The organism is Halobacillus halophilus DSM 2266 (assembly GCF_000284515.1).
Taxonomy (GTDB): Bacteria; Bacillota; Bacilli; order Bacillales; family Halobacillaceae; genus Halobacillus; species Halobacillus halophilus.
This window is the reverse complement of record NC_017668.1, coordinates 3,600,115-3,617,795: the sequence shown is the minus strand read 5'-3', so window position 1 is coordinate 3,617,795 and position 17,681 is coordinate 3,600,115. Positions and strand designations below refer to the sequence as shown.

At 42.2% G+C, this 17,681-nt stretch carries 14 protein-coding genes; 9 read left to right on the top strand and 5 right to left on the bottom strand.

What is annotated here, in order from left to right:
- The first annotated feature begins 12 nt into the window (after positions 1-12).
- From HBHAL_RS17810 to HBHAL_RS17795, 3 genes are all read left to right on the top strand, one after another.
- The gene (locus HBHAL_RS17810) at positions 13-1,206 is read left to right on the top strand and encodes a bifunctional 3,4-dihydroxy-2-butanone-4-phosphate synthase/GTP cyclohydrolase II (protein WP_014644902.1); all 1,194 of its coding nucleotides are present in this window, start codon (positions 13-15) and stop codon (positions 1,204-1,206) included.
- 16 nt (positions 1,207-1,222) lie between these two features.
- Positions 1,223-1,693, top strand: coding sequence for a 6,7-dimethyl-8-ribityllumazine synthase (ribH, locus tag HBHAL_RS17805; RefSeq protein WP_014644901.1), 471 nt, complete (start codon positions 1,223-1,225; stop codon positions 1,691-1,693).
- A 1,389-nt stretch (positions 1,694-3,082) separates the two neighbouring features.
- A complete protein-coding gene (locus HBHAL_RS17795; RefSeq protein WP_014644900.1) occupies positions 3,083-4,525 on the top strand; it encodes a cryptochrome/photolyase family protein in 1,443 nt (480 codons plus the stop codon).
- A 30-nt stretch (positions 4,526-4,555) separates the two neighbouring features.
- Here HBHAL_RS17795 and HBHAL_RS17790 read toward each other — a convergent pair whose 3' ends face one another.
- Positions 4,556-5,917 carry a DUF2254 domain-containing protein gene (locus HBHAL_RS17790; RefSeq protein WP_158512392.1) on the bottom strand — a complete coding sequence of 454 codons (1,362 nt, stop codon included), beginning with the start codon at positions 5,915-5,917 and terminating at the stop codon, positions 4,556-4,558.
- Between the two features lie 251 nt (positions 5,918-6,168).
- Here HBHAL_RS17790 and HBHAL_RS17785 point away from each other — a divergent pair, with 251 nt between their 5' ends.
- The 3 genes from HBHAL_RS17785 (at position 6,169) to HBHAL_RS17775 (ending at position 10,254) form a co-directional block, all read left to right on the top strand.
- Positions 6,169-7,410: an aminopeptidase gene (locus HBHAL_RS17785; protein WP_014644898.1), complete on the top strand. Its 1,242-nt coding sequence runs from the start codon at positions 6,169-6,171 to the stop codon at positions 7,408-7,410.
- A gap of 205 nt (positions 7,411-7,615) precedes the next feature.
- Positions 7,616-8,632 (top strand): acyltransferase family protein, encoded by a 1,017-nt coding sequence (locus HBHAL_RS17780; RefSeq protein WP_014644897.1) that lies wholly within the window; start codon positions 7,616-7,618, stop codon positions 8,630-8,632.
- 950 nt (positions 8,633-9,582) lie between these two features.
- Entirely contained in the window at positions 9,583-10,254 is a 672-nt protein-coding gene (locus HBHAL_RS17775) for a type 1 glutamine amidotransferase domain-containing protein (protein ID WP_014644896.1), read from the top strand.
- 83 nt (positions 10,255-10,337) lie between these two features.
- On the opposite strand, the gene HBHAL_RS17770 is transcribed toward HBHAL_RS17775, so the two are convergent.
- A complete protein-coding gene (locus HBHAL_RS17770; RefSeq protein WP_014644895.1) occupies positions 10,338-11,693 on the bottom strand; it encodes a YjiH family protein in 1,356 nt (451 codons plus the stop codon).
- 320 nt (positions 11,694-12,013) lie between these two features.
- On the opposite strand from HBHAL_RS17770, the gene HBHAL_RS17765 reads away from it, so the two are divergent.
- The gene (locus HBHAL_RS17765; protein ID WP_014644894.1) at positions 12,014-12,544 is read left to right on the top strand and encodes a YbgA family protein; all 531 of its coding nucleotides are present in this window, start codon (positions 12,014-12,016) and stop codon (positions 12,542-12,544) included.
- Between the two features lie 24 nt (positions 12,545-12,568).
- On the opposite strand, the gene HBHAL_RS17760 is transcribed toward HBHAL_RS17765, so the two are convergent.
- On the bottom strand, positions 12,569-13,435 hold the full coding sequence (locus HBHAL_RS17760) for a fructosamine kinase family protein (RefSeq protein WP_014644893.1): 867 nt from the start codon (positions 13,433-13,435) through the stop codon (positions 12,569-12,571).
- Between the two features lie 34 nt (positions 13,436-13,469).
- The gene (locus HBHAL_RS17755) at positions 13,470-14,372 is read right to left on the bottom strand and encodes a GNAT family N-acetyltransferase (RefSeq protein ID WP_014644892.1); all 903 of its coding nucleotides are present in this window, start codon (positions 14,370-14,372) and stop codon (positions 13,470-13,472) included.
- Positions 14,373-14,552: 180 nt separating this feature from the next.
- Between HBHAL_RS17755 and HBHAL_RS17750 the strand changes: the two genes are divergently transcribed.
- Both HBHAL_RS17750 and HBHAL_RS17745 read left to right on the top strand, forming a co-directional pair.
- On the top strand, positions 14,553-16,217 hold the full coding sequence (locus HBHAL_RS17750) for an ABC1 kinase family protein (RefSeq protein WP_014644891.1): 1,665 nt from the start codon (positions 14,553-14,555) through the stop codon (positions 16,215-16,217).
- On the top strand, positions 16,214-16,513 hold the full coding sequence (locus tag HBHAL_RS17745) for a phasin family protein (protein WP_014644890.1): 300 nt from the start codon (positions 16,214-16,216) through the stop codon (positions 16,511-16,513). Before HBHAL_RS17750 ends, HBHAL_RS17745 begins: the two co-directional genes overlap by 4 nt.
- Positions 16,514-16,958: 445 nt before the next feature.
- Here the strand turns inward: HBHAL_RS17745 and HBHAL_RS17740 are convergent, their stop codons facing one another.
- Positions 16,959-17,681 (bottom strand): YwaF family protein, encoded by a 723-nt coding sequence (locus HBHAL_RS17740; RefSeq protein ID WP_014644889.1) that lies wholly within the window; start codon positions 17,679-17,681, stop codon positions 16,959-16,961.

Sequence of the window (17,681 nt, the reverse complement as noted above, 5' to 3'; positions counted from 1 at the left end):
GAAGGTGAAATAATGTTTGATACAATTGAAAAAGCCATAGAAAGATTGAAACAGGGGAAAATGGTAATCGTTTGTGATGACGAGGACCGTGAAAACGAAGGGGATCTTGTCGGAATTGCTGAATATGCAAGTACGGAAATGATCAACTTTATGATCAAGCATGGGCGTGGACTGGTATGTGCACCCGTTACCAGCGGTTTGGCCGATCATCTGGAACTGATGCCGATGGTGGACCAAAATTCGGACCCTAATCAGACGGCCTTTACCGTGAGTATTGATCATAAGGATACGACAACCGGCATCTCGGCTGACGAGAGGGCACTTACCATAAGGGAAATGCTGAACCCTCAAGCGACAGCCGCAGACTTTCAAAAGCCCGGCCACATTTTCCCGCTGATTGCTAAAGAAGGAGGCGTGCTGCGCCGAGCCGGTCATACGGAAGCTTCCGTAGATTTAGCGGAGCTCTCAGGAGCGAGGCCTGCTGGAGTAATCTGTGAGATTATTAAAGATGATGGTACGATGGCGAGAGTTCCTGATTTACGCGAAATGGCCGATGAATTCGACATTCCAATGATTACGATTGCCGATTTAATTCAATATCGGTATCGAATCGAAAATCATGTGAATAAAGAAGTAGAAGTCGCTTTACCGACGGAATATGGAGACTTCAGGGCAATTGCTTACACGAACGATATTGACTATAAAGAACATATTGCTTTAGTTAAAGGAGAAATTGATCCTGAGAAGCCAACATTGGTCCGTGTTCATTCAGAATGTCTGACGGGAGACGTATTTGGCTCTTATCGTTGTGACTGTGGTCCGCAGCTTCACAATGCATTGAGGCAGATTTCTGAGAATGGAAGCGGCGTCCTGTTATATATGCGTCAGGAAGGCAGAGGCATTGGCCTTGTGAATAAGCTGCGAGCCTATAAGCTCCAAGAGCAGGGGCTTGATACTGTAGAGGCTAATGAAAAGTTAGGATTTGGCCCTGATTTGCGTGATTATGGGGTGGGAGCTCAAATCTTAAGAGATTTAGGTATTTCAAAACTTAATCTTCTTACCAATAATCCTAAAAAGATTTCCGGACTTAGAGGGTACAATCTTGAGGTAGTGGAACGGGTACCCATTCAGATGAAATCTCGGAAGGAAAATGAACTTTATTTAAAAACTAAACAGTCTAAAATGGGACATATGTTTCATTTATAAAAAGGAGCGGAATAAGATGGTAAAGACATACGAAGGAAATTTAGTAGGAACAGGTTTGAAAGTTGGTATTGTGGTAGGAAGGTTCAATGATTTTATTACTAGTAAGCTGTATGAGGGAGCTTTGGATGCTCTAAAACGCCATGGAGTGGATATGGATGGAGTGGAAACAGCTCATGTGCCGGGAGCATTTGAGATCCCTCTTGTAGCCTCTAAAATGGCTAAAACTGGTAACTATGATGCCGTAATTACTTTAGGTGCCGTAATTCGAGGATCTACTCCTCATTTTGATTACGTATGTGGAGAAGCTGCGAAAGGAGTTTCGCAGGCTTCTCAACATAGCGGCGTTCCTGTCATCTTTGGGATTGTTACGACGGATACGATTGAACAGGCCATTGAGCGTGCGGGAACTAAAGCAGGCAATAAAGGCTGGGAAGCCGCGACCGGAGCTATCGAAATGGCAACATTAATGAAAACATTTGATCAGTAAAAGTGGACAGGTTGTCGCAAATCAGCGGCAGCCTGTTTTTTTACCTGACAGCGACAGTACAGGTTGTTAGTGATCTTCAATAAGGAAATAGAATGCGATTAGTACATTATCTTGAAGATTCAATATTTGGGTAATTTGTCGTTAAGGTGGTGTAATTTAACAAAAGTAGCGAAACTGATCTTTCAGGAAAGCTCCCATTACTTGAAGACTCAGTATCGAGACATTGGAGGAGCAGAAGGGCCTCCGGGGGACGATTTCGCTTTCCGGCCCTGCACGATGCAGGGTCGTTCGACGTTGCCACAGGACGTGGCGATCTTAGTCGAACATCCCTTGAGGTGAGCTTCCTCGGGCTTAACAGCCCTGCGGGATCTCACCGATCATGTTCATCCCGCTCTTACACTTTTATTAATACTTAGCTTATATCAGGACATAAACGACATGGAGAGCTATCCAGCTCCAGCACCTAGCGTCTAGTGAGACTTCCCTCACTTCTGTACGATAAGGCAACATCGAATCGCTCCGCTCTTCGTGTTTTCTTTATCTCCGCCAGCTCAAGGCTAGTTTCGGTGCCTAGCCTCTCGAGGTCTTAAGTCCAACCATGATAGGAAGAAGAGCACTTCCTTTCATGATCGTTCTTAAGCTTGTCGAGGCTGGACAAGGCACCTCCACATTTGGCCCTGCATGACGCAGGGGCGTTCGACGTTGCCACACGACGTGGCGATCTTAGTCGAACTTCCTATGTCCAGTCCATACGCCGCTGACCAAGGTGCTTCCGCTTTTAACCTAGGAGTCTACATCGTCCCCCTCCGGACTTGGTCGAATAAGAAACTCGAAATCCACCAAAACTGCCTACTAAAATTAACTGGAGAGCAAAAGAGTATCTAGCTTATTTAAGTGTACAATCCCTGATATATAAGGGGTTAAGTCTGATCCAGAACGATTACCTTTCTTATATAAGGGTCCGTGCACTCCTCAAACATAGGATGGCGGAGGAAACGACGAGACTCCCGCGGGAGAAGGAGCTAGGCGAGACCCCGCAGGGAGTGAAGCGAGCGAGGAGGCTTATAGTAAAAGGAGGATCGACTAAGATCGCCACGTCCTGTGGCAACGTCGATCGACCCTACTTCGTGTAGGGCCGCAGGAAAGCGAGTTGTTTCCGTAGCCAGCCCCTCTCTATATCAGCAACGGACCTCAGATATCTCGAAACTGAGTCTTCAACTATCCGGCCCTTTTGTTGTATAAGCTTTTTATGGAAAATGAACGACGGGTAACTGGGCCACTAGTGAAGAAGCAAAGACTATATCAAAGCTTACCTATTAAAACGTGAGGGTGGAACAGACATTCGTTACAATGAAGATTAGATAGAAAAAGACAGGGAGAGTGGAAGCCATGACAACTCGAGCGATATGGTTTCGCAGAGATTTACGATTAAATGATCAAACAGCGATAAATAAAGCTTTGGAACATGCAGGCGATGAGGATGAAATCCTTTTATTTTTTCATATCCATCCTGACCTGAATGAGGAATTTACTGCAAGGCATGACTACTTTTTTCAAACCTTGAAGGCTTTTGTAGATGACGCAGAAGAGAAGGGGCTAGTCGTTCATTTTATAGAAGGAAAGATAAGCGCAGCGTTCGCTCAGCTAGTTGAAAAACATCAAGTAGAAGCTGTTTATTATAATCGAGATGAGTCAGGCTTTGGCCTGAAAAGAGATCATGAAGTTAAAGAGTATTTAAACGATTCAGACGTTCAGGTCTTCAGTTATATCGATCATCATATGCACGGGGCGAAGGAAGTAACTAAAAAAACTGGCGGATATTATAAAGTATTCACACCTTACTATAAACAGTGGAAGCAGCTGCAAAAGCCAGCTGTCCAAAAAGTAGATCATGAACGATTATCCCAGCTTGCTGTAGACAAGAATGATGAGTTTGAGGATGGTTACAAAGCTTACAAAAATTTAATCAGCAAGACAACGAGAGAATTTGATAAAGTCGGCGAAAACAATGCCCTTGACCACTTTTACGATTTTCTCGATGAAGCAATTTATGAATATGAAAAAGAACGGGATTTTCCAGCGGTGGATGGTACAAGTCGGATGTCCCGCTTCTTAAGAACTGGTGCTATTTCCATTCGAACAGTTTATCATTTAATTCATGATCAAGTGGACTACCGCAAAAATACTGAAGGGGTCGAAACGTATATTTCAGAGCTTGCGTGGCGTGATTTCTATAATATGATTTATCACTTTTATCCGAATGCCGGAGATGAAGAAATGGTTGAGAAATATCGGGGATTGCCCTGGAATTATGATGAAGATCTTTTTAACCAATGGAAAGAGGGCCGGACAGGATTTCCAATTATCGATGCGGCTATGAGGCAGATGAATGAGACAGGGTGGATGCACAACCGTCTTCGCATGGCTGTAGCTTCTTTTCTAACCAAGGATTTGCTGATGGATTGGCGTGCAGGAGAAAGATACTTCGCAGAGCAGCTGATTGACTATGATCCGGCTTCTAACATTGGCGGCTGGCAGTGGGCAGCCTCTACAGGGACAGATCCAGTTCCTTATTTCCGGGTATTTAACCCTACTAGACAGTCGGAACGTTTCGATCCTCACGGGCGCTTTATTAAAGAATGGGTGCCGGAATTAATAGATGTCGATAAAAAATATATTCATGAGCCGGCTAAAATGTCTGAGAAAGACCAGGAGCAAGCGAATTGTGTCATTGGGGAAGACTATCCTGAGCCAATGGTGGATCATAAAACCATGCGCGTTCGGGCGATTGAAATGTTTAAAAATGAAAAAGAAGCAAAGAGCAGCTCCTGATCTGCTCTCTGCTTCTTTTTTTAGGTCACTCTAAAGCGAAGATGGTACCTTGGAGGCGCTTTTAGAGCTGACTCTTTCCAGCATGTATTCGAGTAGAAAAAGATAATCTTTCTGGTTACCTGTATTTTTTGCAAGCACGGATAATTGTTCTAAAATATAAAGGCAATCATTTTCATAAAGGCTGTAATTATCAAATCCTAAAATCGTCTGGCGGGCAAATTCCCATAAATCTTTGTGGACGGACTGATCCATTGTTTTACTAAGCAGGGCTACCATCGTCAGCAATTCGGTCATGACCGCCGAATTTTGGTTCGCGTATTCGCGTATGGATGCAAATCCCTTGTGAAGGTAATATCTGAAATCCTTTTGATTTAAGATAATACGAAGTTCCTGTTCCTGATCGAAAAGATAGGGAGAGAAATTCGAAGATTGACCTATACTCTTTAATAGATCTGCTATTTGGTGAATAGTGTTCGTAACGGTTAGAGGGTCGTTATGCCCCAGAGCCTTAATGGCTACCTCGGCAAGCTTGATTAATCCGTATTCCAGATCTTGAATTTCAGTTTGCTTAATTCCAATCTCAATAGATTTCAGATATCGAGCAGGGTCCACCTTTTCTTCATTTTCCCAATAAGTGACTACTGGCGTACCCGCTACGACGAATTCTCCGATTCTGACATCAAACCGTATGAGACTATTATCTCGTTTAGCCTGCTTAATGAGGCGGGAGAAATCAGCCACTTGAAAATAACCCGGTTGATTGGCTTCGATAATCTTTCCATCTGCTTCTGTAGGCAGTTCTGCTTTCTCAACGCTCTTTTCAAGATGATAGGGCTTCAGTTCTTTCTCTAAAGAAGCCTGGACAGATTTTGACTTGGAATTCATATTGTAACTGATGTTGTGAACCTGCATCCAGGTCGTTGTATGGTTGATAAAATATATAAAGGTCACGGCAGCTGTGATGGCAGTTAAAATAGATAGAGCAGGTGTAGCGACGATATATTCTTCTTCTTCATGAGTGACGTATAAGAAGTTTAGAAGTACATATATGAAACTTCCGTTAAATATTCCTAGTACGTGCTGTGTCGCACGGTCACTTACAAAGTTTACAAGCATTTTGGAAGAAAACTGGCCGCTGAACGTGGTAAGGGCTACAAGCAGGGAGTTGATCGTAAATGCGCTTAAGGTTAGCACCCCTCCTACGAGCGCACTCAAAAGAACCTGAAGCGTCTGACCGCTGAACCCGATCGCAGCTGGCAAATACAGGCTGACATCCACAATGTAATCTAGATAAAAAGTAAAAGCAGAAAGGCCGACTGCTCCTACTATATACCAGAAAGGCATAAACCAGAGGGTGGATTTTAACTCACTTTTACGCTGACGTTTCGACATTTTAAAATATTTTCTAATATAGTAAAAGAAACCCATATAATCACCATTCTTAGTTAGTTTAAATTCTTCTATTTCCTACCCTGGATAAAAATAAACTAACCCACTTTTTGTTTTTTCATATAGAAAAAGGTGAACATAAGTATAAGAACTATGTTTTTCCTGGTTAAAATTCAAGATTCGGCATTTAATTAGGAAATGGATGGCAGATATGAAATAATATAATGACAATCTCAGTTTTGGGAGGTATCAATTTGACAGCAAATCAAAAGCAATTAGAAAAATACGCAGAATTAGCCCTGGAAAAAGGAGTTAATTTACAAAGAGGCCAGGGGCTGATTATTAATGCCCCGATTGAGGCAGCAGATCTTGTTCGCACCATTTCTGCTAAGGCTTACGGTAAAGGAGCCAAGAACGTTCACGTTGAGTGGGGCGATGAAGTATTAAGTTATCTCAAAATGAAAAATGCTCCAATGGAGGTACTTGAGAACTTCCCTAAATGGAAGGCAGAAGGGCTGGAGGAGATGGTTGCTGATGGCTATTCTCTTCTCTCAATTTACGGTCCGAATCCGGATTTATTGAAAGATGTGGATTCTGAACGCGTAGCTAAAGCTAATAAAGCGAGTGCTCAGGCACTTACTAAATATCGCGATTACATTATGAATGATAAAACCACATGGAGTATTGTCGCTTATCCCCAGAAGGCCTGGGCAGAAAAAGTATTTCCAGAGCTTTCTTCCGAACAGGCTCAGGACAAACTTTGGGAACAAATCTTTCAGATCACACGGATTGATCAGGAAGATCCAATTGAAGCTTGGAATGAGCATAATGAACGTTTGCGCCAGGCACGTGAATATTTAAATAAAAAGCAATATAGAAAACTTCATTATAAAGCTCCAGGCACTGAATTGTCGATTGAATTAGTCGAGGATCATATTTGGCATGGCGGTTCAGCAACTTCTCAACAGGGTACTGAATTCAATCCGAATATGCCGACAGAAGAAGTATTTACCATGCCCCACAAATATGGTGTAGATGGTAAAGTGACGAGTACGAAGCCGCTCAACTATGGCGGGAACTTGATTGAAAACTTTACTCTTACGTTTAAGAGCGGTAAAGTGGTTGATTATTCAGCCGAATCTGGTGAAGATACTTTGAAACACTTGCTTGATACAGATGATGGAGCGAAACAACTAGGGGAAGTTGCGCTTGTGCCGAACGAATCTCCAATTTCTAAGTCCGGTCATATCTTCTTTAATACGCTTTATGATGAGAATGCTTCCTGTCATTTAGCTTTGGGCAAGGCATACCCGACTAATATTAAAGACGGTTCTTCCTTTGATGAGGAACAAATGGATCACCACGGTGTTAATGATAGTCTGGTTCATGAAGACTTCATGATGGGTTCGCCAGAGTTGCATATTGATGGAGAAACTAAAGATGGCGAGTTTGAGCCGATTTTCAGAAATGGAAATTGGGCCATTGAATTTGAATAAAACCGTAAATTCATCCTCTTCTGCATGAAGCGCAGAAGAGGATTTTTGTATCTTTGTTCCATGACAGAAAAGAGACAGAATTGACAGGTAGTTTACAGTTTGTTTAAAAAATAATAAAAACGGTATCAAATCTTTAAAAATGTGATAAATAGAGTATAGGACAATTTTTCAGACTAGGAAATTTGAAGAGCGAAGGGTGAAAATAATGAAGCGTGATGTGTTTTTCGATAATGCAAAATTATTGCTGATTTTTTTAGTGGTATTTGGTCATATGATCCAGCCGTTTACAGATGGATCAGTTCCCATGTACACCCTCTATACGTGGATTTATACTTTTCATATGCCTGCGTTCATCTTCCTGGCCGGCTTTTTTGCCAAAGGGTCAGGGCATAAAGATTACATCATTCAATTGGCTAAAAAACTGATATTGCCTTACCTTATCTTCCAGCTTGCCTATACGGGATATTTCTTCTTTATTGGAAAAGACGGATGGCTCAATGGACCTTTTTATCCTCACTGGTCGCTTTGGTTCTTGTTTAGTTTATTCTGTTGGCATATTCTGTTGTACTGGTTCAAAAAGATCCCGCCTATTATCGGAATTACCATTGCCGTGGAGGTTGGGCTTGTAGTTGGGTACTTCAACGATATCGGCCACAGTTTCAGCTTATCCAGAACATTTGTGTTTTTCCCGTTTTTCCTTGCCGGGTACTGGCTGACGAAAGAGCATGTGAAACTGTTTAGAACGCGGCGTGCAAGAGAAATAGGGCTTGTGGTGATGGCTTTAACAGCTGGACTTATCGCTGCTTTTCCGGAAGTAAGTTCAGGGTGGCTGCTTGGTTCTAAATCATATGCAGATCTGGGAAATCCAGAATTCGGCGGCTTGATCCGCTTAATGGTGTATCTGCTTGCTGCTGTTATGACGGTAAGTGTATTATCCTGGGTACCTGGGAAAGAATATCGTTTCTCCTATCTTGGCGGAAAAACTTTGTATGTATATTTACTGCATGGTTTCTTCATCCAATTCTTCAGACAGGCTGAGTGGTTTAAAGTAGGATCTATTTTCGATATCCTTGGTCTTGCTATTGTGGCTGCGCTTATTGTTTACCTGCTTTCAAGCAGTATAATCCGCACATTGACTCAGCCTTTAATCGAAGGACGCACCCAATTGATAAAGCATTGGTGGCATAGGCACTCTAATAAAGATTCCAACTATCAACCTTAATAAATGAATGAACGAAGAAGTGCGAGTCCTATACGGGCTCGCATTTTTTTGCATATCAAACGTGACTACAGGTTTGTTTAGAATTAGGATATTAAACAAAATGGCCGGATAGTTGAAGACTCAGTTTCGAGATATCTTTGGTCCTTTGCTGATATAGAGAGTGGCTGGCTACGGAAACAACTCGTCTTGTTCCATCACCCAGACACTCGAGACATAAGCCGCTCATCAACGGATTGAAAAACCGCAATCCTTTTGATGGTCGGCTTATGCTGGTCGTGTCTTTCAGGGTGATTCCACATTTGAGGCCCTACACGATGTAGGGTCGATCGACGTTGCCACAGGACGTGGCGGCCTTAGTCGATCCTCCTTTTACCAGGAGCCTCCTCGGTCGTTATCACTCCCTGTGGGGTCTCGCCTAGCTCCTTCTCCCGCGGGAGTCTCGTCGTTTCCTTCGCTAACCCAGCCGCGTGAGAATAACGGCCCCTTTTATAAGAGAAGGTAGCGCCCTCAAGCAACCTTAAATGCTTATATAACGGGGGTTAAGCACTTGAATTCGCTAGAAATTTAGCGTCGCTCTTAGGTTAACTTAAACTCCCTATTTCGCAAGGTCCGGAGGGGGATGATGTAGACTTCTGTGGGATGAACATGATCGGTAAGATCCCGGAAGGCGAAGCCTGAGGAAGCACAGCACATATAAGAAGTTCGACTAAGATCGCCACGTCCTGTGGCAACGTCGAACGACCCTGCGTCGTGCATGGCCGGAAAGCGAAATCATCCCCCGAAGGACTGTCCTCTTAGCTTTAATATCTCGAAACTGAGTCTTAAACAAACGGGAGCTTATCTATAATAAGCAGCACGAAGATTTAATGTAGTTATTATATAAAGAATATGGAAGAAAAATGGTCAATGGGGAAGGCTAATTGTAAAGATTCACAAGGAGGATGAGGAATATGACTAAAATTCTAATGATTGCAACGAATGTGGATCAGTTGGACAGCGATCACCAGACAGGCTTGTGGTTGTCAGACTTTGTAGAACCGGCAACGGAATTTAAAGAAGCAGGATTCGAGGTGGTAGCTGCAAGTTTAAAAGGCGGAAGAATTCCAATCGATCCTCACAGTTATAGTAATGAACTTCCGAGAGTTTGGGACGGTGTGATGGAGCCGATTCATAATACACCCTTGCTTTCAGAAATTGATCCAAGCGAGTTTGAAGTTGTGTTCCTATGCGGAGGCCACGGAGCTATGATGGATTTTCCCAATAATAAAACGATAGAACATGTGTTGAGACATTTTCTCACCAAGAAAAAAATAATTGCTTCCGTAGGGCATGGGGCAGCTGGATTGATCGGGGTGACCGATCATAATGGTGAAGCGATTGTTAAAGGTAGAACCATGACTGGATTTACAGACGCAGAGGAAAAGGAAACAGGAATTGAGGGTCTGCTGCCATTTACTATTGAAGAGAAGCTGCAAGCAGAAGGAGCAGGCTTTGAAGGGGACAATCCTGATAAAGATCATGTAGAAGTTGATGAACACTTTATCACGGGTCAGAACCCGCGTTCCAGTTTGAGTACAGCCCAGGCAGTTATTAAGAAATTAAGAAAACCGCAGCCTCAATAACAATAGCTGATCAAGCTGAAAAAGTCTCAGAGTATTATTATGTACTCTGAGACTTTTGTTTATCTATTGGGAGACCAATTTAATTAGAAAAGAAGATGAGCGACAAGGGTAATAATAGGAAGTGTTATAATCGTGCGCTCTAGAAAAATGATGAACAGATCTGTTAAGTTCACGGGCACTTTTGAACCTAATAGAAGCCCGCCGACTTCAGACATATAAATTAACTGAGTGACCGATAGACAAGCAATAATAAATCGGGTCATTTCGCTTTCAATGGAAGCTCCGATAATAGCAGGTAAGAACATATCAGCAAAGCCTACAAGAATAGTTTCAGAAGCTGCTTGAGCTGACGGAATCTGCATAAGTTCCAATAACGGAATAAAAGGCATTCCAAGCCATGTAAAGAAAGGAGTGAATTCCGCAATCACAAGAGCGATCGTTCCGAGCGCCATTACGATGGGAGCTACACCCATCCACATATCCAGAATGTTTTGTCCGCCCTGTTTAAAGAAGTCGGTTACTCCTTTAGCTTTACTTCCACGCTTAACAGCTTGAACATATCCGTAGGTGAAAATGTTGTGCTCATCAGGCACTTCTTCACTGTTGTCATCTGCTTCCTCCGTCACATAGGTATTCATTTTGCGCGACAGAGGTGGAATTCTCGGCATAATTAGGGCCGCAATGAAACCAGCTAGTGCAACCGTTAAGTAAAAAGGAATGAACATATCAGCTAAACCGACTTGTTCGATGACCACCAGGCTGAAGGTAATGGAAACAACAGAGAATGTGGTACCAATAACGGCTGCTTCCCTTTTCGTGTAATAGCCTTCTTCGTATTGTTTACTGGTAAGCAGAACTCCAATAGTTCCGTCGCCAAGCCAGGAAGCAAGGGAATCTATCGAAGAACGACCAGGTAATCGGAATAGAGGACGCATGATTTTAGTTAATAATGTACCGAATAATTCCAATAGTCCATAATTTAATAAAAGGGGTAAGAATAAGCCCGCAAACAAGAAGACGGCGAATAATACATGCAATAGTGAGTCCAGCAGCAGTCCGCCTGTATTTTCAGAAATGATTGCCTGTGGCCCGATCTGAAAGTAGACCATAATAGCAAATATCATTCCCAGCACTCTTGTTACAACCCAAACGGGGGGTACATGGAATAATGATTTGAAAAAAGGGTATTTATCCAATGAGTTTGGCCCTGCTATTTTTGCCAGTACGGTGGCAATAGCTGTAATCGAAATAATGATCATCATAATGAGGGATAAATAGCTTCCGAGGAGCTCCTGCAGCCATGTAGCTAAAACGGCAATCGGAATTGTAACGGCTCCATCCTCAATATCCACGATCGGGTACATAAATAGAAAAATACCGATCAGAGAAGGGATGATAAAAAGTAAATGTGATGATGGTTTGAAATTTCTTGCTTTCATCCAATGTCTCTCCTGTCGTTCATTAGTTTTAGTTCTGAAAATGTGCCGGTCTATTGATGGCAGTATCCATTGTATCTCTTTCTGCTTCCTGTTGGTGTTAAATCCAGGCGCTTTCATCCTATGTAACCATGCTTAACTTATCAGAGCTTTATTTTATAAGGGATAATCAGAATAAATATGCAGCATTTTATATTTTAATACGGATAGCGACAAAAACCAATAGGCAATCAGAGGGAGGATTAGTTCCTTATATATGTTAATTCGACAAATTAGGGAGGGAATCCTTTTGAGTAATAGAAAGATTTAGGAGGGATCATGTTGTGGGTGATGTCAGTATTGAAAGTTCGATACCAAGTATTCTATGTTTGAGGAAAAGAGTGACGGATACTCTACACGGTTATGATGAACCATTGTTTACTACACTCTTTATCTTAGATGATTATCATAAAGTGAAAATAGGGAGATATTCGCTCCAGACTTTTCACGCACGTCAAAAATATTTATTGATGGCTTTTCAACCTGAACAATTAAAGGTATTGGGGCGAATAGCTGCCAATCATACGCATGAATCAGAGGTTCGATTATTGGAGAACTATGAGCTTAATTTGAGAAAACTTCTGAATGATAAACCGACTCGTAGCTCCCATATCAATGTTTGTCAGCATATTGCCGGTTATTTCAAAAACGATTGGTCTTCAATGGAAAAAGAGAATTTTAATAAACAGCTTATCCTTTACAAGGAAGGGAAACTGGGGTTGGAAGTGTTGAAAAAAAGACTGGCCTTTTGGGCCAGTCGGTTGGATAAGAAATATTTATTGCAACAAACGTATTTCGCGTCTTTTTTAAGTTAGACTAACGTGAAATCATAGCTGGTTTTAGTCTGTATAATGGTTTAGGATTCGATCAACGCTGCTCCCGTAACTTTCTCCGAACATATTAAGATGAACGAGCAAATAAAAGAGTTGATAAAGCGGTTTGACCTCTTCATAGTTGGAAGGGAGCGGGAATGTCTGCTCGTAAGCCTTATAAAAGGAAGAAGGAAAGCCTCCAAATAATTCTGTGAAGGCGAGTTCGAATGCATGATCTCCATACAGGACGGAAGGATCAATAAGGTAAGGACGTCCCTCTGCATCTGACATCCAGTTCCCGCCCCAAAGATCTCCGTGAAGGAGCGAAGCCTCAGGTTTTTCTGGTATCCACTGATCGAGTTTCTCTAACAACGCTTCGAGTTTCGAACGTCGTTTTGCGGAAGCTCGTCCATTTTGGATGGCTAATTGAAGCTGAGGAGCCAGCCTGTAGTCCCTGTAATAGTCAAGCCAGGAAGTTTTCCAATCATTAGGCTGGTCCAGCTCCCCTACAAAAGTGGAATGCCCGAGTCCATAATGATCAGCCGTTTCTTTATGCATAAGGGCCAGGTTCCTGCCCAGCTCTTCAGGGGATGCTTGACCGCTTTGCTGGATCCAATCCATAACGAGTACGCCTTTTTCACCATTTTCCGGTTCATCATAGTAATGGACTTGCGGAACTTGGATGGTACGGGTTTTTTGGATTCGTTCGAGCCCATCGGCTTCTACTTTGAAAAAGTGAGAAGGAACTCCTTCGTTTCCTTTAATAAAGTAAGGTTGTTTGTTCGTCCTGATGTAATACGACTGATTGATATCTCCACCACTCACTTGCTTCATGGATTCAATCGGAGTCTGATCTCCAATTGAATGTAAAGCGTTTCTAATGACTTTATCCATCACAGTTTCCCCTCCTTAAAGAATGTGGAAGTAATTAGTGAAAAATGTTGAGTACCGGCGGTTTTTGTTTTTCGATGGTCTTTTGATAGGCATGGATGGTATTGATTTCTCTAAATCCAAAGTGTCTATAAAGGTTTTCCGCCTGTTCATTCTGTGTGCGAACGGATAGGGTGACTACATCTAAATGGAGAGCGTGAAAAGCGTATTGCAGTGCGTGTTCAATCAATTCCGTTCCGATTCCGCTGCCCTGTTCATGTTTATCGACGTTCACAAAACATATTTCCCCTTCATGACCCTCAAGAATCGTTTCAAAATATAAGTAACCTGCTATTTCACCATCTAATTGGTAACCCCACAGTTGATTCTCAGACTGCCTGGATAACTGAATCATTTCTTCTGTCGTATAATACGATGCTTTGGGGTGCAGCTTATCAATAGCCTCAAAATCATCTTGTTGCATGTCTGTAATAGAATGACTTTCCATATGTGAAGGTTCGAAGTTCGTGCGATGAACAGCCAGCGTCTTTTCTACATTGTATAATTCAAAATCATGACGTTTTGTAAAAGCCAGCAAATGATGATTAGCTTCAAAGCAGGCCACCTTCACCACATCGAAGTGTAGCTGCATAGTGACCGAAGCCTTATCCCACATGCTTTCAATTACTGCCTGGTGTTCTTTTGTAGCGAATGGTCCTAGCAAACGGCAAAGTTTTTGTTCGAAAAACGGCAGGATGCCTAGAAATCCAATGATTTCTTCTCCCTCCCATGCCACGAAAGCCAACGGTTCCTTGAACTGAGTGAGCGTCCATATTTGTTCGAATATTTCGTTAGGATCCGATGCCAGCCAGGCGACATAGTGGTGGTCTATTTCGTTCATATGATAAAGCCAATTGGCAACTTTATGTAGATTCTTGACTTCAAGTTCGCTGATATTCATAGAATCACCTTTTCTTTTTAAACAAATCATGACACAACAGTTAATCAAAATTCAAGCCTGAGGCAGGGAGGAGGCAGTTAAAGCATGAGGTAGTGGCCAGATCTTCCTGTCATTTACATGATTGATATGGAGAAGACAGGGGAAATGGAAGATAGGACTGTTGAAAAGGGAGACAGAAGGATGAAAAATCGCTTAAAATACATATCGATTTATAGAATTGCCATTATTGTTTGGATGTCTATCAAGTTCCTTGTTCAAATTTTCTGGTTTCAAAAGAGACATCGTATTTGGGATCAGGATACCAAAAGGAAATGGGAAGACATGCTGGAAAAGCAGGCAGGCGAATACCGTAAAAAGGCTATTGCGCTTGGCGGACTCCTTATTAAGTTTGGACAGTTTTTAAGTTCACGCGGTGACTTGCTTCCGCGAGCTTTTATTAAAGAATTAGAAGGGCTAGTGGACCGGGTAGAACCTATGCCTTTTTACAGGTCAAAAGAAATAATGGAAGAAGACTGGAATGCACCTCTGGAAGAGCATTTATCCAACATTCACGAAGATCCAGTTGCATCAGCCTCCATCGGTGAAGTTTATAAAGCTTCATTAAAAGATGGAACTGCTGTCGCGGTTAAAGTTCAGCGATACCGTGTGAAGGATATCTTTAAAATGGATTTCAAAGCTTTGAAAATTGTTTTCTGGCTGGTCGACCATTTTACATCCTATGGGAAAAAAGCTGATTTACCAGCCTTGTACCGTGAGGTCGTCAGGGTAATCAGCAATGAACTGGACTTTACGATGGAACTTGAGAACGGAAATCAATTCAAAAAGAGATTCAGCCATTTTCCTTCCGTTTATATTCCGGATTACTACACGGATTTGTCTACTAAACGGGTTCTTGTTATGGAGTGGATCGAAGGAACCAAAATTACAGACTTATCGTTTATAAAGAAACACCAAATAAGCCGGGAGCAAATTGCAAAAACATTATTTGATTTAAGTGTTGAACAGTTCCTCGATGCTGGAATGTTCCATTCGGATCCTCATCCAGGAAATCTAATGCTCCAATCAGATGGGACGATTGTGGTTATTGATTTTGGGATGGTGGGGGAAATACGGCAGGAGGACACAAATTCTCTCAGGGCTATGGTTCAAGGCTTTATTTTAGAAGACTATGATAGGGTGATCGCCGCTTTACAGGATATGGATTTTTTATTGGAAAACGCAGATACGGAACGTGTGAAGAAATTGATCAAGCAAACGACCGATATGTATCTAGAAGGGAACTTTGACAAGCTGGATGCGAATATGATGAATGATGTGATGACAGATATTCAGCAATTTGTTAAAGACCAGCCGATCCAGCTTCCTGCTGATTATGCTTTTCTGGGCAGAGCTACCTCGATTATCGTCGGAGTCCTAAGCAGTGTGTACCCTCAAGTGGATCTGATTCAATGGGGACGTCCGGTAATCAAGGAATGGGTGTCAGGAGAAGACTCGAATTATTCTATTTTTAAAGAAGTGGCTAAAGAAACCGCCCGTCCGCTCTTATCCTTACCAAGAGCGCTCGTTGAATATTTGGAAGATGGCGACAAGGAGCGAGAGTGGAAGAGTTACCACCAGAGAAACCATCTATTTCATCAATTTTACTTATTTTATGCCTTTTTATCCCTCGTTTTCATCGGCTCTGGTGCTGCTGCATTGTATCTTACAGTCATCCAAACCGTGCTGCCATCTATTTGGATAGGAGTGTCTCTGCTTGGCTTGGGTCTTATAGGATTCATAAGCTGTGTCATGAGTCATTTTAAAATGATTAAACGAATACATCATAATAGGAGGAATGAAGTATGAGCGATTTACTGAAGAAAGGATTTCATTTAGGGCTGGGAGCGGCTATCAGTGGAAAAGAGAAATTCGAGAAAATGGTAAATGAAATGGTGAAACACGGGGATGTGAGTCCAGCGCAGGCAAAAACGATGATCAACTCCTGGATCAGCAAAGGTGAGAACGTGGATAAAGAATGGTCCGACCATTCGAAAGCAAAGTTTCAGGATCGCATGAAAGAACTTGGCTTTGTCTCAAAAGAAGAATATGAACTTCTTGAAGCAAGAATTCAAAGACTTGAAAATTTATATAATCAGCGTTAATGACCGACCATCTCTTCTATAGAAGAGATGGTATTTTTTTACTTTAAATGTGGGGTGAGATTGTAAGGATGAGAGGCAGAGGAATCTGTAATAAAAGGTTTATTAAACTAACAGGCTGTATACTGTAAGACTCGGTTTCGAGATATTTTTGGAGAAAGGGGGCTACAGGGAACGACTCGCTTTCCGCGGGCATGTGGTGAGCTTCCTCAGGCTTTGCGACTTTCCGGGAGCTCACCCATCATGTTCACCTCGCAGGAATCTTCGCCGTTCCCCACCAACCCTCTTGATTTGACGTAAAGGACCCAATTGTCTCGGAATTGAGTCTTAAACAGACGGGAGCTTTTCTTTAAAAACCAACACGGATATTTAACAGAGACGATCATTGAGCCATGCTGGTTAAAACTCATACAGGCATAGGGAGGTCTGCTGCAGAACGCTATATTTTTTAGAGAAGTTTAATTCTGGATCCCAGTTTATAAAATCCGTACATAAAAGCAAATGCAAGGAACGCAGTAAAAGCTAAATTAAGATAGTAGATCATTCCTTCTCCCATAAGGCTGAGGGGAGTAAAGACAGTGGGAGGGTGCTCCAAATATAAATAATTTGCATCCATGAGAGGATTAAGAAAACCTATAATTAAGGCATACCCCACTAATAGTAGATAACTATTGGTCATATCCTTCCAGGTAATACGGAAAGAAGAGGTCACCACAAGAAACAAGCTTGCCCATGGGATAGCCATATGGTGCAGGAAGAATTTCCAGAAACGGTAATGGTGAAAGTCAAAGGGTACATCAGGAGTGATCAATGCAATAAGAGCAGGAAGAATGCCTATGAAAAAATTTATTTTTATAAGCGTTGGCTGATAGGTAATAAGAGTGTAGATCCCTATTAAAGAAGCAATTCCGCATAAGTGCAGGGGGACATGACCGCCGAGGCTCCAGACTCCATTTACATAAGCCCACAACTGGTAGCTGATCTCTGAAAGCAGAAGAAGGACCAGTAAAGAATACCTCATAACCTGACGAAACCGTTCATGTGTATGAAGCCATTTAGAAGCCAGGGCAATACCGAAAAGAACAATCGTGAAAATAAAAAGCATGGTTATGTGACTGGCTCCAAGTATTTCAAAGGGATAACGGCTTCCTGTTCCGAACCAATCTTTCAT